Origin of the sequence: Nostoc sp. CENA543, from assembly GCF_002896875.1 — a bacterium.
Taxonomy (GTDB): Bacteria; Cyanobacteriota; Cyanobacteriia; order Cyanobacteriales; family Nostocaceae; genus Trichormus.
The window spans coordinates 948,913-974,633 of the sequence record NZ_CP023278.1 but is presented as its reverse complement, the minus strand read 5'-3'; the positions used below and the strand labels follow the sequence as shown (position 1 = coordinate 974,633).

The window sequence follows — 25,721 nt, the reverse complement described above, 5'->3', positions numbered from 1 at the left end:
GATAAGCCGAGGATCTAGAAATTGCGAACTGCTACATAACAATGTATAAAATTATGATTTCTGAGTTTGTAAAAGGCTAGTTAAATAAGTAATATTACTAGATGTATTGAATATTTATTTAAAACTGCTACACAATATCTTTACACGTTTGTTAGAATATTAGCACGATTAATATACTTGACTTTTAACGGGATCTGAAAAACCCCTCTCCAAACCTCTCCCCGAAGCGGAGAGAGGCTTTGAATGTTACTCCCCTTCCCTTGTAGGGAAGGGGTTGGGGGTTAGGTCAAGCGTAAATGTTTCCACATAAAGTCAAAATTTCAGATTATTATACTTGCCGAAACGCACTAAAACATCAGCATGGCAGAGAAAAAAACTAGACACATATTGGGGCTTTCTGGGGGGAAGGATAGCACGGCTTTAGCAGTGTTACTGCATAGGGAAATTCCAGAGATGGAATACTTTTTTTGTGATACCCATAAGGAGTTACCGGAGACTTACGATTATCTTGACCGCATTAAGGCACGTCTGGGAATTAAAATTCATTATCTCAGTGATAAACGCGGTTTTGACCATTGGTTAGCGATTCATGATGGTTTGTTACCTTCTCCCCAAATGCGGTGGTGTACGGTGAAGATGAAAATTAAGCCGTTGGAGGATTTTGTGGGGGATGATGAGGCTGTTAGTTACATTGGTATCCGTGCTGATGAAAACCGTGAGGGTTATATCTCCACTAAACCGAATATTACACCTGTGTTTCCGTTTAAGGAAAGGGGTTTAGTTAAGGCTGATATTATTCGGCTTTTAGAAGAAAGTGGTATTGGACTCCCTGACTATTATCGCTGGCGCAGTCGTTCTGGGTGTTTTTTCTGTTTCTTCCAACGCAAGTATGAATGGGTAATGTTGGCGCAGGAACATCCTGATTTATTTCAAAAGGCTGTTGAGTATGAGACTAATCATGCTGATGGTCGTACCTATACTTGGACTGATGGGGAAAGTTTGTTGCAGCTTCTAGCACGCAAGGATGAAATTATTGCTCAACATGAAAAGTTAATGGCTAAAGAGAAAAAAGCTTCTCCTAATCGTCCTTTGGCTGAAGCGTTAGAAGAAATTTTAGACCAAGAAGATGATGATTTGCCTTGTTTAGTTTGTCATTTGTAACTGATTGATTAAGGGTGTGATGACTATTTATCGTTGGACTGAAATATCTGGCATACCTCAAGAGCCAGGTATTTATGCTTGGTACTATTCACCTGAAATTACAGATTATGATTTAGAACAGGTCATTGAAAAAATTAATAAATTTAAACACATTAATGACCGAGAATCAGCCGCAAAGATAATTGAGAATTTTCTTGAGAAAAATATTTTTCAATACTTTCAAGAAGAACCATATTTAGCACGTCTAGAAGGTTCTTTAAAACCCACTTATAAGGGGTATCTTGAGCATAAACCACTTATTTCAGATTCTTTAGTGTTAAGAATTGTTGAAGAACCAGAAAGATTGAAAACAGTGAAAAATGTTGTTCAATCATCTGCACCTAATTTTGCTAGTCCTATATATATAGGAATGTCCGAGAAATTAGGTAAGAGATTAAATCACCACAAAAAATTGATAGAGAAATATAGAGAAGAGATATTTAAAGAAAATATAAGAATTAAAGACAAAGAAAATATTGATCAAAGTTTTGCAATGGAGGTATGTCGTAGAAATATATTACCTGCTCAATTATTTGTAGTCATTAATATTATTAAAGATAATGGTAAAAGATATATAGACCTCGAAAACATTCTGAATAGAATACATTATCCATTACTAGGTAGGAATTAAGCAATGTCATTAAAAATTCGTAGGGAATCCGCTTTAAATCTGACAATTGAAGGCTCAATAGGATCGTTTAGAGTAGGCACAGGTAGAGAAGGTCAAAACTCCATTGAAGTTACATATTTTCTGACTCATGTTGGACTTGATTTTTCAAGTAGTGCTAATGAGGCTTTGCTTAGTCATCTTGCTCCTGTAAGAGAAATTTTTGATATAAATCAGCTTGATTTTGATGAAATCATGCAAAGAGATATTGATGATGCCAGAGTTTCTTCTGAACTTATTCCCTATTTACTTGATGAAAAATCAGTCGATTTAGTAAAATTATTTCCTCCTATTGTTGTTGTCGTCCTTCCTATCCAAGAAGGAGAAAATAGACCAGCAAAGCTGTATCCGAAAGTAACTACTGATGAAAAACCTGAAACAGAAGAAGCAGGACAGTTTATATTACGTTCAGGTTCTATAGGTCAAGAAGTTTTTCAATTTGAACAACCTATTTCCGAAGGGCAAAAACTTAAACATGACTTAGTACGTTTTAAATTAAACACTCATAAGACGCGGTTAGTCATAGTCGATGGACAACATAGAGCAATGGCTTTACTTGCGTTATATAGAAATCTCAAGGATCAATGGTCAGATGAAAAACGTGCGCCCTTTAAAGAATATTATTCAGAATGGACACCTAAGTATATTCAAAAATTTAACTTAAAAGAAATAAATTTACCAATTATATTATGTACATTTCCTTCATTAGATGAGCAGTATTCTGGCGAATTTGATTTAAGAAAGGCTGCAAGAACAGTATTCCTCACATTAAATAGAGAAGCCAGAAAAGTATCAAGAACAAGAAATATTTTACTTGATGACAATGATATAATTGCTTATTTTCTCCGTTCTTATTTATCTACAGTTAAGCAGAAAGATCAACGTTCTTCTTCTTCTTTACGTATCTCAAATATTGAACTTGATCAATCAGATAAAGATAAGTTAAAAATCGAAAGTCCTATTGCTATTACAGGTGTTAGCCATCTCTACTATATTATAGAACACTTGCTTTTAAATAATGGTGGTGAGGTTAAGGGAGCAAAACCCAGATCGGGTAATTTTGCAAAACGAAAGGATTTAAATCTTTGTATGCAGAAATATCGTCTGAACGGTGCTAATTTGCTTGGTTCTGAAATGGCTAATTCAACGAAACGTGATAATTTCACAATTTCCGTAGCAGAAAAATTACGTGAACAATTTGATGATAAATACGGTAATTTCATATTATCTGTATTTGAAGGTTTCCTACTTTATGAAAATCATAATAAAGCGGTTTTAGACCTTGAGCAAAAAATTGAAAGTTACCAAGACCGTCAATTAAAACCTATTTTATTTGAAGGGCAAGGTATTAGTCGAGTTTTTGATGCTCACAGAGAAAATTTAAAAAATAAAATTCAAGAAGGAGAATTGAGTAATATTCCAGAAATTCAAGCTATTACTCAAAGGCTTGATGCAACAGCAAAACGACTTAACGACGCTATAGAAGATTTCCGATATGAACGAGCAAACCTATGTATTAAATCAATATCAGATAAATCAGCAATCAGAGATTCTGAAGGAAAAATAAGTTATGGAGTCATACAATGGTTTAATGAACTCTACGACAATGTTCTCACAACAGTAGCTTTTCAAAGTGGATTAATTTGTGGTTTTTGGGGTGAAATAGAAAAGATAACTATTAAGTTAGGAGAAGAATATATAGATATTAAACAGTGCCTTGGAGAATATATTCAACAGTTAAACAATTTCTTTATTCCTAATAGCTCCAGCCAGCTTAAAAAATTAGTTAGCATATTTAAAGGCGAAATTATTGGCAATATTTCAGATTGGAAAATAACACAAACTAATCATACTTTTCGCAACGTTGTATATCGTGGAGAGATGCAGCCAGATCAGTGGACAAAATACAAGTATCTCATTTTAGAAATTTGGCATCCAACTAATGAATTTTTAGCCAATACTCTTAATGAAGAGATAGAAAAATGTAGAGAGCAAATATTTCCTGCACTTTACAACTTATATACAACTGATTATTGTAAAGAAAATTCAAAACTTGAAGGAAACCTTAGCGAGAACGAAAAAAATATAATTTTTGACAAAGCTTTTACAGAATACAATATTTTTCTTAAAAATGTTAACGGAAAATCATTAGATCAACAAAAAATGAAAATAGCTTGTTCAGTTATTCCTGCATCAGAAATTGATGAATCTGACATGGAATAAATAGAGGTAAAATTTGAACTTTAATGATTTACTATCAAAAGCGGATGAAGAAACACTACAGCAATTATTAGGTAGTGCAACTTTTCATCTGCTTAAACTCCTAGAACCTAATTTAGTTCACCCTAGTAAGCTCAGAGAAATTCTGTTAACTCTTCATACCTCAGAAGAATTACTCTTATCAAAAGAAAAACGAGATTTAATCTTTGATTTAATCACGCCAGAACAAGCCAAAATTCTCGCTGTTGTACTAGAAGCACCTGAGAATAAAGACCCTTATCAAGCATTAAGAAAACTTAAAATCAGTGGAAATTCAGAAAGTAATAAATATCTATTTAACTTCTTTGAAATACCACTTAAACCCAGAAACGAAATTACAATTGAAACTCCTACAATAATTGAAAATACTCCCAAGTATCCTTTATTTGCACATCAACGCAAAGCAGCTAAAAAAGTAAAAAACTATCTGAGTCAAGAACCTCGTCGTGTCCTTCTTCATCTTCCCACGGGTGCAGGTAAAACCCGTACTGCAATGAATATTATTGCAGACCATCTAAGAAACAATGAACCCACATTAGTAATCTGGTTAGCCTATAGTGAAGAACTATGCGAACAAGCGGTTACAGAATTTCAAAAAGCCTGGGACAGTTTAGGGAATCGCACCCTTTCAACTTACCGCTTCTGGGGCAACCATGAAATAGACTTAGCACAAGCGCAAGATGGCTTAGTAGTAGCAGGATTAGCCAAAGTCTACAACGCCGCCAAAAAAAGTATCCGCTTTATTAATCAACTGGGTGTGCGTTCTTCTTTAGTAATTATCGACGAAGCCCATCAAGCAGTAGCCGAAACCTATAAACTCGTCTTAGATTCCCTCGTCGTCCCCTACGAAAAAACCGCCCTATTAGGACTAACCGCCACACCTGGACGCACTTGGGCTGATATTAACACCGATGCACAACTAGCTAAATTCTTCGCCCACCAAAAAGTTACCTTAGAAATCGAGGGTTATGACAACCCCATTGATTATCTCGTAGATCAACAATACCTAGCACAAGTTAACTATCGCTCCTTATTTTACGAAACCGGCATTGAACTCACACCCCAAGACCTCAAGCGCATTCATACAGACTTAGATATTCCCCCCTATATCCTCAATCGGTTAGCCGCAGACGAACAACGCAACCTCCGCATCATTCTCGAACTAGAAGCCCTCGCCCCACATCATCAACGCATCATCGTGTTTAATACCTCCGTGGAACACGCCAAACTCATCGCTTCCATTTTGCGTTTACGTGGCTTCCATGCTGACGCTGTCACAGGCGAAACCCCCAAATCCGAACGAGAACGGCTGATTCACAACTTTAAAGACCAACAAACCCAAACCAAGATTTTATGTAACTACGGCGTATTAACCACTGGTTTCGACGCACCCAAAACCAGTGCGGCTGTTATCGCCCGTCCCACCAAATCCCTTGTTCTCTACAGCCAAATGGTAGGACGCGCCATCAGAGGAATCAAAGCTGGGGGTAATGCTACAGCCGAAATAGTCACGGTTATAGATAATCAACTCCCTGGTTTTGGTTCAGTTGCATCAGCCTTTCACAATTGGGAAGACGTTTGGAGGAAAACCCATGAATAACGCCCATGATATTGTTCCGACTCACTTAGCCGTCCAAGCCATGCGCGACAACGGTTATAAAAACGCCGCCTACGCCTTAGCCGAATTAATGGATAATGCCATTCAAGCTGGTGCATCGCAAGTAGAGTTGCTGTGTGGGGAACGGAAAGAACAGGGGGAAGTGAGGAGGCGATCGCGCATTGAACAAATCGCCGTGTTAGATAATGGTTGTGGGATGGATGCGAGTGTGTTACGTCTCGCCCTGCAATTTGGTAACGGTACATATTTAGATGAAGACAAACACACCGGAATCGGTCGTTTTGGCATGGGTTTACCTTCCTCTTCTATTTCCCAATGTCAAAGAGTTGATGTCTGGTCATGGCAAAATGGCATAGAAAATGCACTGCATAGTTACCTAGATTTAGATGAAATTAAAAATCGCCAACTGACAGAAGTACCAGAACCTACATCTAAAGCAATTCCCACAACTTGGACAAGAATTGGTCAACAATTTGGCGAAAGTGGCACATTAGTAGTATGGTCAAACATCGACCGTTGTATTTGGCGCACCGGCAAAGCAATTATTGATAATTCAGAATTTGTGATTGGGAGAATGTATCGCAAATTTATCAATAGCGGTAAAGTCAAAATCCGCATGGTAGCCTTTGATTTAGATGCCTTATATAGCCTGATTTTAGAAAAATACGCCCTACCAAATGACCCTGGTTATTTAATAGAAAAAACCTCCTGTCCACCACCCTTTAATAATCAAGCTATGTTTCGCCCCTGGGAAGGTGATACATCGTATGAAGCCACTTATAAAATTAACTTTAAAGATAAAGAACATGATGTAAAAGTGCGTTTTTCTTACGCTAAAGAAGAAGCGCGTCAAGCCGAACCAGGAAAAAACCCTGGTAGTTTACCACACGGACAACACGCAGCTAAAAATGTTGGTGTTTCCGTTGTGCGTGCAGGAAGAGAATTAGAACTAGACCAAAACTTAGTAAATAATTATGATCCTACAGAACGCTGGTGGGGAATTGAAATTGAATTTAACCCGTTACTTGATGATATTTTTGGTGTGACTAATAACAAACAATCAGCCCGGAATTTTGGCGAAATTTTACAACTTGATATTGAGTCTTTATTAGAAGAAGGTAAAACAGTTACTCAATTAAAAGAAGAATTACTTCAAGATGAAGATCCAAAACTGCCTTTATTGGAATTAGCCCATAAAATCAGTAGTCAACTAAGCTTAATTCGTCGCTTAATTAAAAATCAAACAAAAGGTACTCGTACCGCCACTGAAAAACGCCATGACCCTTATAAACCTGAAAAAGTTGCAACTACTGTCACTCAAGAGCGTAAATCACAAGGTTATAAAGGTCAAAGTGATGCAGATGAAAAATTACCCAAAGAAGAACGCAAACAAGTTATTAAAGAAACTCTCCAAGAAGAAGGAGTGACAGAAACTAAAGCCGAATTATTAGCCGCCACAACAGTAGATGATGGCTTGAAATATACCTTTGTCGAAGCACCGCTTGATACTCCTGCTTTTTTCTCTGTTAAACCCAGAGGCGGAGCGATTATTGTTACTCTAAATACTAACCATCCAGCTTATCAAAACTTAGTTGAAATCTTAGAAGAAGATGTTGATAAAGCTGATGTAGATACTTTACGTTCTCGGTTAGTTAATTCTTTGGATGGATTAAAATTACTCTTGATGGCATGGGCAAGATATGAAGATGAGCAGCCAGAGGGTAAATTTAAAGAAAATGCTCAAGATACGCGCATTGATTGGGGGAGAGTTGCTAGGAGGTTTTTAGAGAATGAGTAGTGAAGTGATAAAATAATGTCTAATGAACCACAAGATGACCCGTTTTTTACAGAACTCTGTCAAGAATACGCATCCTCAGAAATCGCAGAAATTGAAAAATACTTAACAGAGTGGGATAAAGCAAGTTATATCAGCGTTTCCCATAACATTTTAGATCATGCCGCTAGAAAAGAAATTGACCCGTTAAAATTACTCCGTAAAGCACATAATTTTAACAAAAAAGGAGCAATAAGAGTACCAAAAACAGGTTATCGTCAAGATAGTTCAGCCGTTTATCGTAAAGGAAATGAATATTTAATTGTGCGTCCAGATAAATTTGGAACTGAAAAAATTGTCACCTATGGAGTGAACGATGACTAATACTACCCTGACTAATCAAAATCCTGAACTAACTAAAAATTATATCATTCAACTGTTAGCTCAGTTAACGATTGACTACCAAAATAGTAAATTAGAAAGACAGGCGATCGCTCATCAATTACCTGTGTCAGAAACAGAATTTACATTATTAGAAGAAATTGAACTATTAACTACAGATATTCGCGGTTATGGTAGTCAGATTAAAGCCAGAGGGTATATAGAAAATCCACAACAAGCAATTGAACAATTAAAACAAAAACGAGTGTTTGATGTTCCGAGTATTTCCCAATTGTATTTGCATAACTCTCATGAATACGAAAATATTAAATCATACCTAAGAATGTTAGATTATTTAAGACTCTTAATTTTAGAATATTTAACTTCTCAGTAAAAGTGATTAAATCTCACGCAAAGGCGCAAAGACGCAAAGGGGTGAGACAGTTGTTATCATAATTCTCTGCGTTCCTTTGCGTTGACTTAGCGTTACTCTGCGTAAAAAAAATGACCAGCATAATCTACCTAGACTACCACTCAACTACTCCCGTTGACCCCAGAGTAGCTGAGAAAGTCATGTACTATATGACTACCGCCTTTGGTAACGCCAATAGTGTAGATCATGATTATGGTAATGCAGCCGCAAAAGCAGTTAAACAAGCACGTCAACAAATAGCAGACTTAATCAACGCCTCGCCCAAGGAAATTATCTTTACATCCGGCGCAACGGAAAGCATTAATTTAGTAATTCAAGGGCAAATTACACAACAAAATACCCCCGCCAAAATTATTGTTTCCCCAGTAGAACACAAAGCCGTTATAGATACTTGCAAAGCCTTAGTTAAAAAAGGACTGGCGGAAATTATTTGGTTAAAAGTCAATCAACAAGCACAGCTTGATTTAGAACATTTGGAAAAAGTCTGTGCTGATGGTGCGGCTTTACTCTGTGTGATGGCGGCTAACAATGAAGTCGGGACAATTTACCCCATCAAAAAAATTGGCGCGATCGCCTCATCCTACCACATCCCTTTTTTATGCGACGCATCCCAAGCCGTCGGCAAAATTCCCGTCAATTTTCAAGACTGGGGGATTACTTATCTGGCGATTTCAGCACATAAACTCTATGCACCCAAAGGCGTGGGTGTATTAGTAGTGAGGAAAAATCATCTTCTCCCACCGATGATTTACGGTGGTGGACATCAACAGGGACTCAGATCAGGTACACTCAACGTCCCCGGAATCGTCGGTTTGGGGGAAGCTTGCAGATTGAGACGCTTGGAGATGGAACAAGATGAAAGTGCGATCGCTATTTTACGAGATCAGCTACAAAACCAACTCCAAGCCGCAATTCCCGATTTAGTGGTGAATGGGGACTCAAACCACCGTTTATCGGGTAATTTACACATTTCCATCCCCGATATTTCTAATACCGCCATCATTGCGCGAGTACGTCAGCAATTAGCTATTTCCACAGGTGCAGCTTGTTCATCAGGCGTTGTTGCACCTTCTCATGTTTTACAAGCAATGCACCTTCCCGAAAATATCATTGAAGGCTCATTGAGAATTGGTATTGGTAAATTTACAACTAAGATAGAAATTGCAAAAGCAGCTGATTTGCTCATTGATGCAGTCAACACCATCCGTCAAATTTTATAAGAACTTTTTAGACAATTTCTCATTTTTTATAAATTAAAAATACTGAACCAATAAAACCAGGATTTTCTACATAAACTTTATCATTATAGTAAAGCCCTGGTGACATACCACCATCAAATAAAATTCCTTCTTGAATTCTCCCCAAACAATTTTTACGGGCAATCCCCTCTAAAACATCATCAAATTTATCTGGCGTTAGCTCTTGATTCGTTGATGATACTTCAATATTAGAATTAGCCTTGATATCATTAACCAAAAGAATTACATAACCCTTAGTCGTAATAGCCGCCATAGACCGATTCGTTGCTTGTTTACAGGCTAATTCCCCTAAATCTTGGCAAATATCTTTAAATTTACCTTGACGATAAAATCTCCCGTTACCGCCTACTAAGTTGTAATTCAGAATATTATTTGCTCGTCTACCGGCTTGAATTGTCGCCTGTCTTTGCTGAGGTTTACCACCAGAAATCCCAAAGGAAGAACGTCTATTTTTAAAATCTCCAGCATACTCAATACCACGGGAAATATTTAACCCTTGAGGTTTATTTTCTGGATCTATATAATCGGCATTAATTGCTGCTATGGGTTTTTTACCATTAAGCAGAGAGTTATTATCAGTAATAATTTCTCGAAACTGTTTTGGGATGTATTCTCTCCTAATTCTGCCTCTGCCGTCTTTAGCATAGATTGCATGAGCTAAACCCACATTGACTTTAAAATCTAGTGCCTCAGACTTAGGATTAAAAACAATTACATGATTAATACCTTTAGCAAATTTCTCACCTCGATTATTAGTCTTGAAAAATTCAATACTAAATTGAGGATTTTCCCCAAGACAAGCTTTTACTGGCCTTGCGGCTGAACTAGTATCAAACTTACTACAACTTGATAATAGACTACCAACAATAGCAACTATAGATAAAGTAATTATCTTTGGAATAGACATACAAAATAAAAACCCACTACAGCCTAGACTATAGCGGGTGTTGATTCAAAATTCCAATGAGGGTTGGGGACTGGGAGGTAGAAAGGAGGGGGGCAGGGAGCAGGGAGAAAAGGGGAAATTTTTCTCCCCCTTGCCCCCTGCCCCCTGCACCAATTCTTCTTCTATTCCCTAACTTAAGACAGCCATTCTAAAACAGCTTCATCTTTGGTGTTGGTGTTCCGAGATGGGGTTTCACGCTCGAATTTCATGTGGATGGAACGGGTTTGTTCACCATCAGCTGCGACAGCCAAAATGGGGTAGTCAATTAAGCCGTCTTGGAAGGACATCTGGAAGCGGAATGTACCATCGGGATTGAGTTTGATGGGACGACCACCAATTGTGACGGTTGCATCTGGTTCGGTTGCACCGTAAACAATTAACTCAGCGTCAGCAATTAACCAGAACTTGCGAGGACGTACGGGAACGGCGGAAGCAGAGAAGCCTACACCAGACATTCCCACGCCGGACATATTGATACCGGAAGCGGTGGGAACTGCCCACATACCTACACCAGAGGGGAAGATGTAAGAACTGATGGCTTGTTCGGGACGCACAGAACCAGGAACGTGTTGCATAGAACCGAACAGAGAACCAGCCACCCGTTGCGCTTCGGCGGATTCTGCCAAGCCAAAGATTTGGTCGTAGATGGGGTTGCCATTTGCACCGACTGCGGCAACTTTCTTGGCGGGGGGTACGAGTTCGTAAAGGGTTTTACCGCGTAAATCTTCCTCAAAGTTGACGGTGATGAAGACATCTTCAATCCAGTCAGAGGGATATACGGGGGGAATGTGAACGCGAGCTGAACGAGCTAGCACCAACCAACGTCCATCAAAAGCACGATAACCGATATCGATGACATAATCGCGATCGCTCACAGGAATGGGAATATACCATTCTCTTGCTAGTTCATCGGCAGGATACTCTTGAATACTGTGGGGGCTTTGATATTCAAGATCGATGTCGGTGACATCATAAATCCGTAGTGCCAGTTGTTGTCCCCCTTGCCGACGCAAATCTTCTTTATGCTCGTTGGGAACATCCCAGTAAGCATAAGCCCATTGCGGATCACGGGGTAAGAGTACAATCCGGCTGTCACCGTAACCACCAGGTAAATCCACTAATTCTTCGTCAACATCAGCTAGAGAACCACCGGTACGGTCTTCTTGACCTAGTTCAAATTTTGCAGCTTCCACGGTTTCTTGTGCCTCCAGTGAACGAGATGGGTTAAGCGTCGCTTTTTGACGTTGAACTTCTTGAATTGATGCTAGTAACTGAGATTTCCTCATCCGGCTATAACGAGAGATGTTGAATTCGCTGGCAACTTTACGTAATTGCCGCAGTGTCATCTCTTCTAGCGGTGGGCGTTCTTTTGCCATGAATTTTGGCCTCCAGTAGCTTGAAAGGTAAATTATTTCTCTGGGTAACAAAATGCTTGGTTAGATGCCCAGATGAATTTCTTATGCCTGACTCCTGGTTTTGCCCAGTGTGTTGTTTAGTCTTTTGTTAAATAGAAGGGTTCATCCTTTCAATTCTTACTCATGCCAAAATCAGCACTTTGGGATTGTGAGAAGTCACTTATTAAGTTTGTTAAATGAATATTAACTAGTAACCCCGGCTAGGGATCAAGGGGTGTCAACGGGCTTTTTTGCCTATTTGACGAACTTATTAGCCCTCGTGGGATCAATTTGTTATGATCCCCTGACATTTATACCTATTCATGGTAGCTTAATGTCATGGAACCTTGATTTTATTGATGCGTTTAATAGTATTTAAGCTTATTAATTAGTGCTAAGTGCTGAGTTTTGAGTGCTGTTAGCGGAAGCGGGGCGTTGAGCAGCGTGCTGAGTAGACATACCAGTCACCCTTTCATGCTTGGACATGAAATAAGTTTCATCGGTACTACCTTTTACCTTTTGCCTTTTGCCTTTTACCTTAATTCACCACAGCCGACATACTTTGAATCCGCCAAGTCCCTTCTTGCCGAACTAATTCATAACGCACGCGCAGATTGTCGTCCTCAGAGTTTACTTGTTGACCATTCCTATAAAATTGGGTCATTTCCTTGACGTTAGCTCTGACGATCGCCCGATTGGGGTCTTGCTCTGATGAGTTGACTTCGCTGACGGTGACGCTGTGACTATAAAGGCGATAGTTACCTGTCGCTCTCACTTGTTGGGCAGTAAATCGCCACTGTGACAAAGCAGAACCAGTTAAAATATCTGCTAAACCGTCAATTTCGTGGTTAGGGCCAAGAGCCGCAGCTTTAGTAGATAACCAAGTTTTAATCACTCCTTCGGCGATCGCTTCTGTTATGGCTCCATCCTGTTGAAACGCGCCGTTGCTCTCCAGCGTCGTTACTACCGGTTCATTAATCTGAGTCAGAAATGGTTCTGCGACTACCGCCGGTGTTGGCGAGAATACATTTCTCAAAGCACCAAAAACAGTCGAAACTAATAACCAAAACACCAAAATACCCGCCATAGACAAAAACACAGTCCACACTAAGCGTGTTCTACCGTCTAACTTGCTGATCAAGTTACGTTGAGTGTGGGGACGATGATGTTCTGTGTTTTTGGGTGCAGTCGGTTTGCGTCGCCTGCGTTGGGTGGTGGGGCGTGGTTGGGTACTGGGATGATGATTAGCCCTCGCGGTACGCTCTACGCCTGACATTGATGTTGGTGTCTGGGAATTTGGTGTGCCAGTGTATGGTGGTATGGGCGGGGTTTGTTCTCGGACTCTCTGAGAATTTACTGGTTCTGGAACTCTGTAATTTTGGGTTGTGGGTAACTCTGGATCTGGTGTGCGGTGGTTATTAGACTCGGTGCGAGTATTACCTGGATGAGAGTTACGATTTTGGGGACGATTAATTACTTTCCATTCGTTGGTGACTTCTGCATCCGTAGGTAAAGCTTCTAGATAAGCTTGTACTTGCGGGTTAGCAAAATAATCTTTCAATGATGCTGGTTGTTTGGCTAAGTCCCGAAAATGGGGAAATACTTCATTGTGTAGCCATTGTTCGGCGTAAAGACACAAACCAGGCAGTAAATCAGGTGAATCCTGCGATTTTTCCCGAATAAAAGCTAAAGACTCATATTCCTGACTCAATTCTAAGACGCGGGTAGCTTCTTCCGTTTGTCCTAGCAGTAGCGCACACAAGGACTGTTCTAAATGCACATCTTGCCGTTTCGCCAACCGCATCAGCATTTGCTTGGCATGACGAATTAAAGCGGGTTGACGGTTGGTAAATCCCCGTGCAATTGAGGCGTAAACCGCTAAATAGGTGGCTACCGCCGAAGGACGTTTGCTTTCTGCTTCAAAAAGTTTGTGTTGTTCAGCAACTGTTAAGTAGTGTCGTAGTTGCTGGATAAAGCGGAGAAAGTCGTCTATGCTCAGGCCTGATTCATCATTGCCATTGCCATCAATACCACCGCGATCGTCTAAAATACCTTGCAGTAAATCCAGACCTTGATGGCGTTCTATTGTCTGTTCCAAAGGTAAGGCCAGTAGTTCCAAAATCCGGTATGGGCGTAACTTGTATAAGTCAGCTTGAATTTCCCCTTGGACATTGGTAAACAAACCTTCACGCGCCAGCATTTCTTGCCCAGTTTCCAAAGAAAGGGCGGCGTTTTCATAGTGACCTTGCTGCCATTGCTCACGACCCAATTCTAAACAAGCCAAAGCCACCGTCAAGATAATATCTGGACGTTCGGCAGTTTGCAGAAAATCTTCTGCTGCCAAATGCACACCCTTTTTCGACCCTGCACCGTTTTGATTACCCAGATAGGTACGACCTAGTTTCAGCACTAGTTCGTATTCTCCTAACTCTTGCAAAATTAACAAAGCACCAACTAGCTCCTCAGAGGCTACCTCGATACTGAGATTGTGAGCATCGAGTCTACCCTGATGATCGTGAGGACGATTTTCTAGGGCTACTTTGGTAGTACCAGGGCTATCTGGGTCATAGGCATGAGCAAGATATAGCTGGTCGTAACTACTGCGTTCCTTGGGATCAGATAAAACCACGTAAGCTTCTTCTATAAGTTGTTTACGGGAAGCAATGGCTGCTTGAGAATACTCCCTTCGGGGCAATTGGACAATGCGATCGCTATAAGCTTGTCGCAACTGTTCCTCGCTTGCGGCCAAAGGCAGTCCTAAAATTCGGTAGTAATCAAGCGGAATTCGCACAGCCTACTTCCCCTGCACCGTGATCAACATAATTCACCTAGAGCATTCCAGGCCTGTAAAACCGTGCCACAATCATACGGTGAATAATACCGTGCCGGACTTACACTATTAAGTGTATATTGCAACAACTAATTTTGTTGCTTCCTAAAATTTGTGTCATATTCTAGTACCAACATTTTGCCTTCGCCTAGAAAGTGCTGATATTTTGTCTTAATTCTTAGTAATTTTCCTGACCATAAATGTTATCAGCTTTTGAGCATATAAAACTTAACTAGCAGCCTTCGTTGACACAAAGTCCTGTTGGTACAAACCAGTATGATTTATTTTTACTCGGAGATTTATCTGTCTATAACAGTTAAATCGGAAGATGCACCACTTGAGAATAGGAGTTGAGCAATATTAAAGAACCAGAATATATCACAAGAAAACTTTTCTGGCAATCATTTGCATATATATTTAAGATTTTGGCGAGGATTTTTTCTAAACTGTTCATAGGTATGCAGAAACCAAGCTATCCTGAGTGATAGCCTATGAACGGGAACGGGTAATAGTAAAGTGAAAAGATAAGAAGTTTACCAGGGAGATATATCACCATATTTCCTTGAAAAACTGTGAATTAGCCCTTTAATTCCCAAATATTCCCTATAAAGATTTCTGGTGCTGAAAAATTGGTTGTGGACTCTAGCAAAACTCTGTAAAGACAGCAAACTTGTTGAGAGAACAACCTATAGAAAATGGTAAATTTCGACTTGAGGATAGGAATACTAAAAAATAATGATTCAAGAACGCGCGTTACCTAAATTTGATACCGCCTCAGTCCAGATCAGCAAAGAGACTGGCTTACTTTTATATGAAGACATGGTTTTAGGGCGTTTCTTTGAAGACAAGTGCGCCGAAATGTACTATAGAGGCAAAATGTTTGGTTTTGTCCATTTATATAACGGACAAGAAGCCGTTTCCTCTGGTGTAATTAAAGCCATGCGTCCAGGGGAAGATTTTGTTTCCAGTACCTACCGCGACCACGTCCACGCTTTAAGCGCGGGAGTACCAGCAAAAGAAGTCATGGCAGAACTATTCGGTAAAGCTACAGGTTGTAGTAAAGGCCGTGGTGGCTCGATGCACATGTTTTCTGCTGAACACCGTCTGTTAGGTGGTTACGCTTTCGTAGCTGAAGGTATTCCTGTCGCTGCTGGTGCCGCCTTCCAAAGTAAATATCGCCGTGAAGTCTTGGGTGATCCCAATGCTGACCAAGTAACCGCTTGTTTCTTTGGAGATGGTGCTGCTAACAACGGCCAGTTTTTTGAAACCCTCAACATGGCAGCCCTATGGAAATTGCCAATTATTTTCGTGGTAGAAAATAATAAATGGGCAATTGGCATGGCACACGATCGCGCCACCTCCGATCCTGAAATCTACAAAAAAGCCAGCGTCTTCAACATGGTGGGCGTAGAAGTTGATGGTATGGATGTATTAGCAGTACATTCCGTAGCCCAAGAAGCCGTAGCCCGCGCCCGTGCAGGAGAAGGCCCCACCCTCATCGAAGCCCTCACCTACCGCTTCCGTGGTCACTCCCTAGCAGATCCAGACGAACTGCGGAGTAAAGCCGAAAAAGACTTTTGGTTCTCCCGTGATCCCATCAAAAAGCTAGCAGCTTACTTGATTGAGCAGAACTTAGCAGACGAAGCAGAATTAAAAGCGATCGACAACAAAATTCAGGCACTCATCGACGATGCCGTAAAATTCGCCGAAAGCAGCCCTGAACCAGACCCCAGCGAGTTGTACCGCTTTATTTTTGCCGAAGACGAATAGAGGAGGCAGGGGGGCAGGGGAGGCAGGGGAGGCAGGGGGGCAGGGAGCAGGGGAGACAAGGGAGATTTTTAACTCCACATCCAATTCCCCATTCCCCATGCCCCATGCCCCATGCCCCCTGCCCCCTGCCCCATATCCTAAGATGGAGGACTAATCCTGTGTTTAGTATTGCCACTCAACAACAACAGTACAAAACCTATATCTTGGCTGATGAAACCGCAGGTGCTTATTTGGAAGTCGTACCAGAACGGGGCGGTATTATTACCCGTTGGCAAGTTAAGGGTGAAGAAATTCTTTATTTGGACACTGAACGCTTTGCCAATCCTGAGTTAAGCGTCAGGGGCGGAAATCCGATTTTATTTCCCATCTGTGGTAACTTACCCGATAACACCTACACCCTCAACGGTCAGCAGTACACCCTTAAACAACATGGCTTTGCTCGTGATTTACCTTGGGTAGTAACTGAACAAGCTACTAAAGACAACGCTGCACTTACTATTGTTCTGAACAGTAACGCACAAACCAAAGCGGTTTATCCTTTTGATTTCCAACTAGTGTTCACTTATGTTGTCCAAGGGAACACCCTAGAAATTCAACAGCAATATCACAATCTCTCCTCTACAGACCTACCCTTTTCTGCTGGATTTCATCCTTACTTCCTGACGGGGGATAAAAATCAACTAGAATTTGCTATTCCCTCCCAAGAATATCAAGACCAGAAAAGCAAAGAAGTTCATCCCTTTGATGGCAATTTTGACTTTAACCGTGATGAAATCGATTTTGCTTTTAAACAGATTAGCTCTCAGTCTGCGAGTGTGACAGACCATAGCCGCAAGCTGAAACTGTCCATAGATTACGACGATATCTTTTCTATGCTGGTATTCTGGACAATCAAGGGCAAAGAGTTCTATTGTCTGGAGCCTTGGAGCGCGCCCCGTAACGCTCTCAATACAGGTGAAAAGCTGACTCTGCTGGCTCCTGGAGCTAGTCACACAGCCTCGATCAAATTAACGGCAAATTTTTTCTAGCAACCCCTTTACAAATCTACAGATATTGGTGCTATAATAGTTAAGTTGCGAAATGCAAAGCGGGTCGCTAACTCAACGGTAGAGTACTCGGCTTTTAACCGATTAGTTCCGGGTTCGAATCCCGGGCGACCCATAAAATCCTAAATAAAGTATATCAATCGAAATAGTTATTATCCTAGTTTCTGTTTGAATAAAAAATGTCGTAGTTTTAACCACCACGACATTACCTTGATATTTAGTAAAGATATTCGTCTATCGGGAATCCACAGCGTATTGAATTAACTGGCTGAGGCGATGACGTAAGGTTTCTAGTCCTAAACGCTGACTAGCAGAAATAAACACAGCTAAAGGAAACTCTTCTTGGGCTAAAGCTAGAGTTGTGCTGTCTACTTGATCAATTTTGTTAAAAGCCACCAATGCAGGGCCGGGCGTGACTGGCATTTGGGCGAGAATTTCCCGCACTGCGCGGATGTGACTTAACCAGGCTGGATGGGATAAGTCTACTAAGTGTAGTAAAGCATCAGCTTCTGTGACTTCCTCTAAGGTGGCGCGGAAGGCATCCATGAGGGATGCGGGTAACTCGTGGATAAACCCTACTGTATCTGTAATCAGAATTTCTTGGGTTTCACCATTTTCAGCCCCAGGAATCGCTAAACGGCGTGTTGTGGGGTCGAGAGTCGCAAATAACTGGTCGGCGGTGTATACTTCGGCGTTGGTGAGAGCATTTAATAAGGTTGATTTGCCTGCGTTGGTATAACCAACTAACGCCACCGAGGGAACTTCTTGATGTTGGCGGCGTTGGCGTAAGCGGGAACGATGTGCTTGTAATTGGTTGACTTCTTGTTGTAGTCGGGAAATGCGTCTTTGAATGGCGCGGCGTTCGGTTTCTAATTTAGTTTCACCAGGGCCGCGAGTCCCAATACCACCCCCTAGTCGAGACATTGCCTGTCCTCTACCAGTGAGTCTAGGCAGCATATATTCTAACTGTGCCAGTTCCACTTGTAATTTACCGGCGCGGGATTGAGCGCGTTGAGCAAAGATATCTAAGATAACTTCAGTGCGGTCAACGACTCTAATCCCAATTTGCGCTTCTAGGTTGCGGACTTGGGCGGGTGAGAGGTCGCGGTCAAAGACGACAAGAGTACATCCCAAGGTTTGGGCTGTGAGGGCGACTTCTTGGACTTTACCTTCACCGATGACGGTTTGGGGATGAATGCGCGATCGCTTTTGTTGTACTGTCTGTAATACATCACCACCAGCCGTATCTACTAGGCGCGCTAATTCCGCCACGGTGTCGTGAAATTGTTGGAGTGACATTTCATCAGTCATCACACCCACAATTAACACGCGGTCGTGGTCAGCATCAACTTCCTGGGCGACAAATTCCCGGCTGAATTCTGCTTCTAGCCCTTCCACCAAATCGAGGAAATCTTGCTGTGCGAGTTCCTCTAAATTCAGAGGTGGGGAAATACTCCAATTAGCAGATTTACCATTGCTCGACCCCAAAAAGGCGATACTAGGAGTTAACACACGGGCATCTTGCGGGACTAAGTGCGCTAAATAAGCTTCTTTAACGTAGCCTGTAGCCCCACCACCACGCCGTGTAAACCCTGTCCCAGTAATATTAATTACCGCCAACGCATCTAGACGTTGCATAGCCATTGCAGTCAGTGCCGCTTCGTTAGGCGGTTCTGGCTTGAGATGAGTCGCGATGCAACGGATACCACTGAGACGCTCCGCACCATAACGGGGTAATTCCATAGGGGGAATTTGGGTTTGACGCGGAGTGCCTACGCCAACACGAATCACTTGTCCGCGACGGTTGACGTAGGCACATACGGGTAGGTTAATTTCCGTGCTGATAGCCGCCAAACGCTGGGAAAACTCAGGCGTAGTGATGCGATCGCCTGGGATGCGTTGGTGGTACAGTCGCTGTAGTTGTTTCAGCTGACTGGATTTTAAACCCTGAAGATTTCCGAAAATAGTTTCTATAGGCGTTTCGACCAGTAAACTGGCCCCCCGAATCCTTCTATTGTCTATTTTACAACAGTGCTAAGACTGCAAACTCAATCTCTTTGGGGTTGCGAAATCAATTCAAAATTCAAAATTCAAAATTCAAAATTTTAAAAAAGTAGTGAGCAATAAGTAATGGGTAGTCAATAGTCATTACTCATTACTCATTACTCATTACTCATTACTTATTACTCATCCCCCTTTGATGCGTAAGTCCTGATTAATTCAGTGGCTCGACTATGGTGCGTAAGCCATTACTACTGAGGACTTTTTGCATTTCATCGGCGTTATTGCGATCGCTAAACACACCTACTTGCATGACTCTACGACTTTGCCAAATGGTGGGAAAAGCACCAGGAGCAAGGGTTTTTACTAATTCTTGCTCGGTTTCGCTGGATGTCTCTACTACCACACGGTAACGCACACCTGCGGGTGTAGATGGAGAATTACTAGCAAAACTGGTTGTATAAATCTGTGGTGCGGAGATTTTTTGCATATTCTGGGTATTACCCAGGGGAATATCACCATTAGGAACGAGTAACGGCTGATTATTTCTCACAGTAGTCACTGTAGGGGCTGGTGTATTTGCTGTTGGTTGGGATGGTGAGAGGTTTGCTGGCCATGATGGTGTTTCTGTTTGAGGCGCAGCAAATTCAATGGTATTGTGATCAATCCGCACATAATTCAATTGTGCCTGTGCAGCTTGGGTTGGTACGGGAGGTAAAGAAGTAGTTTTTTTGCTGGCTACTGGGGTTTTCCGTCTGCTGTTGCTGGTGGGTGTGCGCTGGGGAACTGATGCAGGGAGTTGATTGTATTTAGGTAAAGTCAGGGGTGTATTTGCTGGTGTTAAGGGGGATAACTGACTTTGACTGGGATTTGGTGCTGTTGGTTCGTCAGTCACACCAGGAGCCGTAAAGACGATTTCATTATTAGTAGTTAGTTGTTGGTTATTAGTTTGGGTAACAGATGGGGAATTAAAAGTTACTTGACCGGCGACGCGTTGAGTATTGATGGTGTTACCGACTGCAACAACCAGCTGTTTAGCAGCACTGGCGTTAATGTCATAGCGTTGGTTATTACGGAATTCATTTTGGCCTGCTTCTGTAGCGTTACCTAAATCGGGTAGGGCTTGGGCGATCGCTACTAAACCATCTTCTTTACTATTTGTAATTACATTCTGGCGTAAAATTGGACGAGCCTTACCTTGGACAATAATCCCGGCTCGATTATCTTGCAGTCGATTACCTATTAATATCGGTGCAGCATTTTGCGTCACATTGATCCCGAAACCAGTCTGCACAAAGATATTTTCCCGAATTTGGGCTTGGGAAGTACCACTAATTGTGATTCCATTAGCTCCATTACGGTCAAAGTAATTCTTAGTAATTGTCGGCGTACCTTTACCAGCCACAGCTACACCATCTTGGGTGCTACCTGTAAATGTATTGGCTGTAATTACCGGATTACTAGATTCAATCCATAAACCGTAACCACGAGGATTAGTGTTAGTGACAGTCACCCCCGTTAACTCGGCTTGGTTAGCACCCACGATAGCAACGTTCTGTCCGCCAAAACTACGACTGAGAAATTGTCCTCCGCCTTGAATAATGATTCCCTGTCCCTGGTTGGTGGGATCTCCTTGAATAGTGACACCAGCCTTGAGCATTAAAGGAAACACTTCTCCTGTTGCCTCAGTGTAAGTCCCAGGAGCTAATTTAATCACTGTATTAGCCGTGGCAACTTGCAAAGCTTGGGTAATTGTTCGCCAGGGAGCGTTTTCACTGCCATTGCCTGTTTTGTCATCTCCGACACTGGGGTTGACAAAGAGGATATTAACCTGAGAGATTGTTCTTTCACCCAGGGGCATTTGATTTGATACAGGTGGTACTTGAGCAACAACGCGACAAAAGCTGCTGCTAAGTAACGTTATGCCCACTACCCCCAAGGTGCATATTAAGGAGAAACTAAAAATTGGATACTTCGCTGACACCATCTTAGATGGTTGAGATAGCAAAGTATTTAATCTAGGATATCTAGGCGACAAAATGAGGGAAATCACCTTCACACCACTCCTTAGAAATAATAATAAGTTTTCACACTTGCAAATATTTCAGTATGTCGATTATGTTATCCGCTATATTGACCAATTGGCTATTTTGATTACAAAGTAATTAGTGAGGGACTGGGATACAGGAAGCAGGGGGGCAGGGGGCAGGGAGAAATGGGGAAATTTTTCTCCCCCCTGCACCCTGCACCCTGCACCAATTCCTCTTCTATGCCCTATTCCCAGAATTATCGAGGTACATCGCAACTATGAAAGAGGCTGGCTATTACGATGAAAGCATTACTAATGGGGTTGTTGTAATGGTCACAGCCCAAGGTCAACAAACGCATATACAGCAGGTTGTCTACCGCATTTTAGATGCTAATTTAGATCGTGCGCGTGAAGGTTTGCGAATTATTGAAGAGTGGTGTCGGTTTGGTTTGAATAATACCTCTATGACAGAGGAGTGTAAGCACCTACGCCAAGAGGTCGCTAGTTGGCACACGGCGGAGTTAAGGACGGCGCGAGACACAGCAGGGGATATCGGTACAGAATTAAGTCACCCCCAAGAAGAACAACGTTCGGGGATCAAGTCTTTGTTACAGGCGAATTTTTGCCGAGTCCAAGAAGCTTTGCGGGTAGTGGAAGAATACGGTAAGCTTTATCACCCCAGTATGGGTAAAGCTTTTAAGCAAATGCGTTATCAGGTTTACACCCTAGAAACTAATTTGATGGGTTACGAACGTCATCAATTATTGTGGCGATCGCGTTTATATCTAGTAACATCTCCTTCTGATAATTTACTGGAAACTGTAGAGGCTGCCCTTAAAGGGGGATTGACTTTAGTACAGTATCGTGACAAAGAAGCCGATGATACTGTGCGTTTAGAACAGGCCATCAAGCTACGGGAACTGTGTCATAGCTACGGCGCGCTATTTATGATGAATGACAGAGTAGATTTAGCTTTAGCTGTTGATGCAGATGGCGTACATTTGGGACAACAGGATATGTCCATTGCCATTGCCCGCCAATTACTAGGCCCACAACGCTTAATTGGTCGTTCTACCACCAATCCCCAAGAAATGCAAAAAGCCATTGCAGAAGGAGCAGACTATATAGGAGTCGGGCCAGTTTATGAAACTCCTACCAAACAGGGTAAACCTGCGGCTGGGTTAGAATACGTCCGTTACGCTGCACAAAACAGCACTATTCCTTGGTTTGCTATTGGTGGGATAGATCCCAATAATATTAATGATGTAATTGATAGTGGTGCAGAAAGGGTAGCAGTAGTGCGATCGCTCATGCAAGCTGAACAACCTACTTTAGTAACTCAATATTTACTCTCTCAACTCAATCGAGTGAAAGCGAGATAGTCAATAGTCAATAGTCATTAGTCATTAGTCATTAGTCATTAGTCATTAGTCGTTAGGGAACAGGGAACAGGGAACAGGGAACGGCTTTTCTCATCTCCAACCTTGTCTACCTTGTCTACCTTGTCTACCTTGTCTACCTTGTCTACCTTGTCTACCTTGTCTACCTTGTCTACCTTGTCCCCAATCCCCAATCCCCTCTCTGTGAATTGTTTATGTCTGCTCAAGTTACTTTACAAGTAAACGGGGAAACTCATAGTTGTGTTTCCCAGACTCTTTTACCTGATTTACTCCAACAATTGGGTTTTAATCCTCGGTTGGTGGCGGTGGAGTATAACGGCGAAATTTTACACCGTCAGTTCTGGGAACAAACTACGGTACAATCAGGCGATCGCTTAGAAGTGGTCACAATTGTAGGTGGCGGATAGGTGAAAATAGGGAATAGGGCATTGGGCAAGCAGGAAGTGTGGGAGGTGTGGGAGGTGTGGGAAGAAATCTTTCCCCCCTCTCTCCCCACACTCCCCACACTTCCCCATCTTCCCAGTCCCCAATCCCCAATCCCTATCCCCCAAAATATAAGGAACGATGCAAAGTCCTACGTTTGGCTAGTTCTTTACCTTGATGACCAAGCTTCTCTCGTAACTGTTGGTCTTGACATAGTTGTTTAAAAGCTTGAAACACTTCGTAGCCAGATTTAGGATTGACTAGTAAGCCGTTTTCCTCATGATGCACTATGTCAATTAATGCCGAATTACGAGAGGCTATGACAGGTTTACCAAAATAACTGGCTTCTAAAGAAACTACCCCAAAACCTTCTAAGTAGCTAGTTGCTGTCTTAGATGATGTCAGCATGGCGAAGATATCACAGGCTGCATAGTAGCCTGCTAGTTCTTCGGGAGGTACATAGCCTGTAAAGTGTACTCGCTTGTCTACTCGCAATCTTTGCGCTAAAGCTTTCAGTTCGGACTCACAATCACCTTGACCACAGATTATATAGTGAACATCCACGCCAATGGTTAACAGTAGTGGTAAGTTTTCAATGACGCGTTCAAAGCTTTTTTGTTTGACTAAGCGTCCTACTGAGAGTATAACTACGGCTGTGGTAGGAATATGGTAGTTTTGGCGTATCTGAGAGCTTAATTCATCTAAATTTTGGGAGTTATTACTTAAGCCAAACTTTTCTGGTCTGACTACTGGATGAATTACATGGGTGGGTGTTTGTAAGCGAAAGTTGTTTCTGAGGTACTTTTGTGTAGCTGAACTATTACAGACGATTCCGGCGGCGCGTTTGAGTGTGAGTTTAAATAGCGATCGCCATAAAGGATTACGTGCAGCATACACTAAATCTCTACCGTGCAAGTAAATGAAAAAGCGTACAGGTAAAACATAACTCAGCAGCAACAAAGCCGGAAATTCGTATCCATGTCCCCATTCAATGTAGCTGTAGTGGTAGCGAAAATAGAGTTTGATTGCTAGTACAAATGAACATACTAAATTAAACCCAGGTTGTAAAAAATTCCCCAGAAAACTACCTAACCAGTGTCTCAGATTAGGCCAGCGATACACCGGAAACTGTTGCGCTTGGTCAAATACTTGATCACCCGCACAACTAGCAGTCAAAACAATTACTTCCTCTGGATCTTGCAAACAGCGATTGTAGAGATATTCTCCAATCACCGCTTCCTTCGGCAAAAACAGGCGCGAGATGACTAAAATATCTGGCGATGCAGTTTTATCTCTAATTTTCGTTGCTAGTTGCGAGACTTGTTCCATGTTGATTTTGATTGATTGACAGCAAATCCGTTGTAATTATTCATCCTCATCACTGTATTTATGCGTATTAATACAGTGTGCCTTGAGTAAACTCACTATCAGAAATAGCCGAGAAGTTGCTCACATCCACTATTATTTCTTTATATTTTTTACTTTCTTCTATTACCTCCATTCAGTAATTTGATGAAATCTATTTTCCTGGATGATTGTACTGATGAATCCACTGACCCTAGTATCTAAATTTTCTCCTCTTTTTTTCTTTTAGCCAATAACTCAACCCGAAACGCTAGGTATTTACACAATTTTTTGGAAAAAATTTACATTACTTTACAAAAACATCTGTGATGAGGACATAGGTATACGGAGAGCCGCGAACAGGTTTAAAATTCCTCTGCCATATAGATGAGTGCTGAAACTCCGTGGTTCATCTATCTGTTATCTGCTGTATTTGGCACTTGATTGTCAGTAGAGCGGTGTAAATATTTTGTAGTTGAGGTAAAGCAGTAAAGAAGGGGGTTTTAGCCTGGTTGACTTTTATTAACATCGTTGTGTTTTCCCATCGACTTACTGACTAAGTGGAGAAGATAATGATACTTGGTCTTGAAAATCGAGTGCATCCAGGTGGTTATAACTATATTTTAGAAGATAAAATATGAGAATTTTATAGCTACTTAAGTAAAGTGTTTATTAAGCAAAAACTCTAATTTTTATGTTTATGTGTTTGACTGTTTACGACAAACGAAAATTAGTTTTATATTTCCCTTTTAATTTTCTAATCACTAGTAACTAATGACTAATGACTAATGACTAATGACTAATGACTAATGACTATTGACTATTGACTATTGACTATTGACTATTGATCTTCATCCCCCTAGTAATAATTAATTAATTACAAAGTTCCAGCCAAGGGAATAAATTTCGAGGTACGGTTATCCACTACAGAAATCCCTCTACGGTTT

General features: G+C 41.4%; 18 protein-coding genes and 1 tRNA gene. 13 read left to right on the top strand and 6 right to left on the bottom strand.

The features are described 5' to 3' along the window. Positions 1-360 precede the first annotated feature (360 nt). From CLI64_RS03965 to CLI64_RS03930, 8 genes are all read left to right on the top strand, one after another. Positions 361-1,161 carry a phosphoadenosine phosphosulfate reductase family protein gene (locus CLI64_RS03965; protein WP_103136005.1) on the top strand — a complete coding sequence of 267 codons (801 nt, stop codon included), beginning with the start codon at positions 361-363 and terminating at the stop codon, positions 1,159-1,161. Positions 1,162-1,180: 19 nt separating this feature from the next. Further along, positions 1,181-1,831 (top strand): hypothetical protein, encoded by a 651-nt coding sequence (locus CLI64_RS03960; RefSeq protein WP_103136004.1) that lies wholly within the window; start codon positions 1,181-1,183, stop codon positions 1,829-1,831. A gap of 3 nt (positions 1,832-1,834) precedes the next feature. After that, positions 1,835-4,090: a DNA sulfur modification protein DndB gene (locus tag CLI64_RS03955; protein WP_103136003.1), complete on the top strand. Its 2,256-nt coding sequence runs from the start codon at positions 1,835-1,837 to the stop codon at positions 4,088-4,090. Positions 4,091-4,103: 13 nt separating this feature from the next. Continuing rightward, positions 4,104-5,726 carry a DEAD/DEAH box helicase gene (locus CLI64_RS03950; protein WP_103136002.1) on the top strand — a complete coding sequence of 541 codons (1,623 nt, stop codon included), beginning with the start codon at positions 4,104-4,106 and terminating at the stop codon, positions 5,724-5,726. Next, complete coding sequence (locus CLI64_RS03945; RefSeq protein ID WP_103136001.1) at positions 5,719-7,542, top strand: ATP-binding protein; 1,824 nt, start codon at positions 5,719-5,721, stop codon at positions 7,540-7,542. The genes CLI64_RS03950 and CLI64_RS03945 overlap by 8 nt, the downstream gene beginning before the upstream one ends. A 15-nt stretch (positions 7,543-7,557) precedes the next feature. Further along, positions 7,558-7,902: a hypothetical protein gene (locus CLI64_RS03940; protein ID WP_103136000.1), complete on the top strand. Its 345-nt coding sequence runs from the start codon at positions 7,558-7,560 to the stop codon at positions 7,900-7,902. Continuing rightward, positions 7,895-8,293, top strand: coding sequence for a hypothetical protein (locus tag CLI64_RS03935; protein ID WP_192881678.1), 399 nt, complete (start codon positions 7,895-7,897; stop codon positions 8,291-8,293). Before CLI64_RS03940 ends, CLI64_RS03935 begins: the two co-directional genes overlap by 8 nt. 110 nt (positions 8,294-8,403) lie before the next feature. Then, positions 8,404-9,552 carry a cysteine desulfurase family protein gene (locus CLI64_RS03930; protein WP_103135999.1) on the top strand — a complete coding sequence of 383 codons (1,149 nt, stop codon included), beginning with the start codon at positions 8,404-8,406 and terminating at the stop codon, positions 9,550-9,552. Between the two features lie 19 nt (positions 9,553-9,571). Here the strand turns inward: CLI64_RS03930 and CLI64_RS03925 are convergent, their stop codons facing one another. The 3 genes from CLI64_RS03925 to CLI64_RS03915 all read right to left on the bottom strand — a co-directional run bounded on the left by CLI64_RS03925 (position 9,572) and on the right by CLI64_RS03915 (position 14,722). Then, positions 9,572-10,498, bottom strand: coding sequence for a phosphodiester glycosidase family protein (locus tag CLI64_RS03925; RefSeq protein WP_103135998.1), 927 nt, complete (start codon positions 10,496-10,498; stop codon positions 9,572-9,574). Positions 10,499-10,671: 173 nt separating this feature from the next. After that, entirely contained in the window at positions 10,672-11,913 is a 1,242-nt protein-coding gene (locus CLI64_RS03920; RefSeq protein WP_103135997.1) for a DUF4912 domain-containing protein, read from the bottom strand. 556 nt (positions 11,914-12,469) lie between these two features. After that, complete coding sequence (locus tag CLI64_RS03915; protein ID WP_103135996.1) at positions 12,470-14,722, bottom strand: IMS domain-containing protein; 2,253 nt, start codon at positions 14,720-14,722, stop codon at positions 12,470-12,472. Between the two features lie 774 nt (positions 14,723-15,496). Between CLI64_RS03915 and pdhA the strand changes: the two genes are divergently transcribed. The 3 genes from pdhA to CLI64_RS03900 all read left to right on the top strand — a co-directional run bounded on the left by pdhA (position 15,497) and on the right by CLI64_RS03900 (position 17,692). Then, a complete protein-coding gene (pdhA, locus tag CLI64_RS03910; protein WP_103135995.1) occupies positions 15,497-16,531 on the top strand; it encodes a pyruvate dehydrogenase (acetyl-transferring) E1 component subunit alpha in 1,035 nt (344 codons plus the stop codon). A 158-nt stretch (positions 16,532-16,689) separates the two neighbouring features. Further along, complete coding sequence (locus tag CLI64_RS03905; RefSeq protein ID WP_103135994.1) at positions 16,690-17,559, top strand: aldose epimerase; 870 nt, start codon at positions 16,690-16,692, stop codon at positions 17,557-17,559. A gap of 61 nt (positions 17,560-17,620) precedes the next feature. Continuing rightward, positions 17,621-17,692 (top strand) — tRNA-Lys (locus CLI64_RS03900). 119 nt (positions 17,693-17,811) lie between these two features. Here the strand turns inward: CLI64_RS03900 and hflX are convergent. After that, positions 17,812-19,551, bottom strand: a complete 1,740-nt coding sequence (gene hflX, locus CLI64_RS03895; protein ID WP_192881727.1) for a GTPase HflX — start codon at positions 19,549-19,551, stop codon at positions 17,812-17,814. Between the two features lie 241 nt (positions 19,552-19,792). Further along, positions 19,793-21,508 carry a DUF1565 domain-containing protein gene (locus CLI64_RS03890; RefSeq protein WP_308418378.1) on the bottom strand — a complete coding sequence of 572 codons (1,716 nt, stop codon included), beginning with the start codon at positions 21,506-21,508 and terminating at the stop codon, positions 19,793-19,795. Positions 21,509-21,885: 377 nt separating this feature from the next. On the opposite strand from CLI64_RS03890, the gene CLI64_RS03885 reads away from it, so the two are divergent. Further along, on the top strand, positions 21,886-22,989 hold the full coding sequence (locus CLI64_RS03885) for a thiamine phosphate synthase (protein ID WP_103135992.1): 1,104 nt from the start codon (positions 21,886-21,888) through the stop codon (positions 22,987-22,989). Between the two features lie 212 nt (positions 22,990-23,201). Further along, positions 23,202-23,414 carry a sulfur carrier protein ThiS gene (thiS, locus tag CLI64_RS03875; protein WP_103135990.1) on the top strand — a complete coding sequence of 71 codons (213 nt, stop codon included), beginning with the start codon at positions 23,202-23,204 and terminating at the stop codon, positions 23,412-23,414. Positions 23,415-23,547: 133 nt separating this feature from the next. Here the strand turns inward: thiS and CLI64_RS03870 are convergent, their stop codons facing one another. Continuing rightward, positions 23,548-24,759, bottom strand: coding sequence for a glycosyltransferase family 4 protein (locus CLI64_RS03870; protein ID WP_103135989.1), 1,212 nt, complete (start codon positions 24,757-24,759; stop codon positions 23,548-23,550). Positions 24,760-25,721 lie beyond the last annotated feature (962 nt).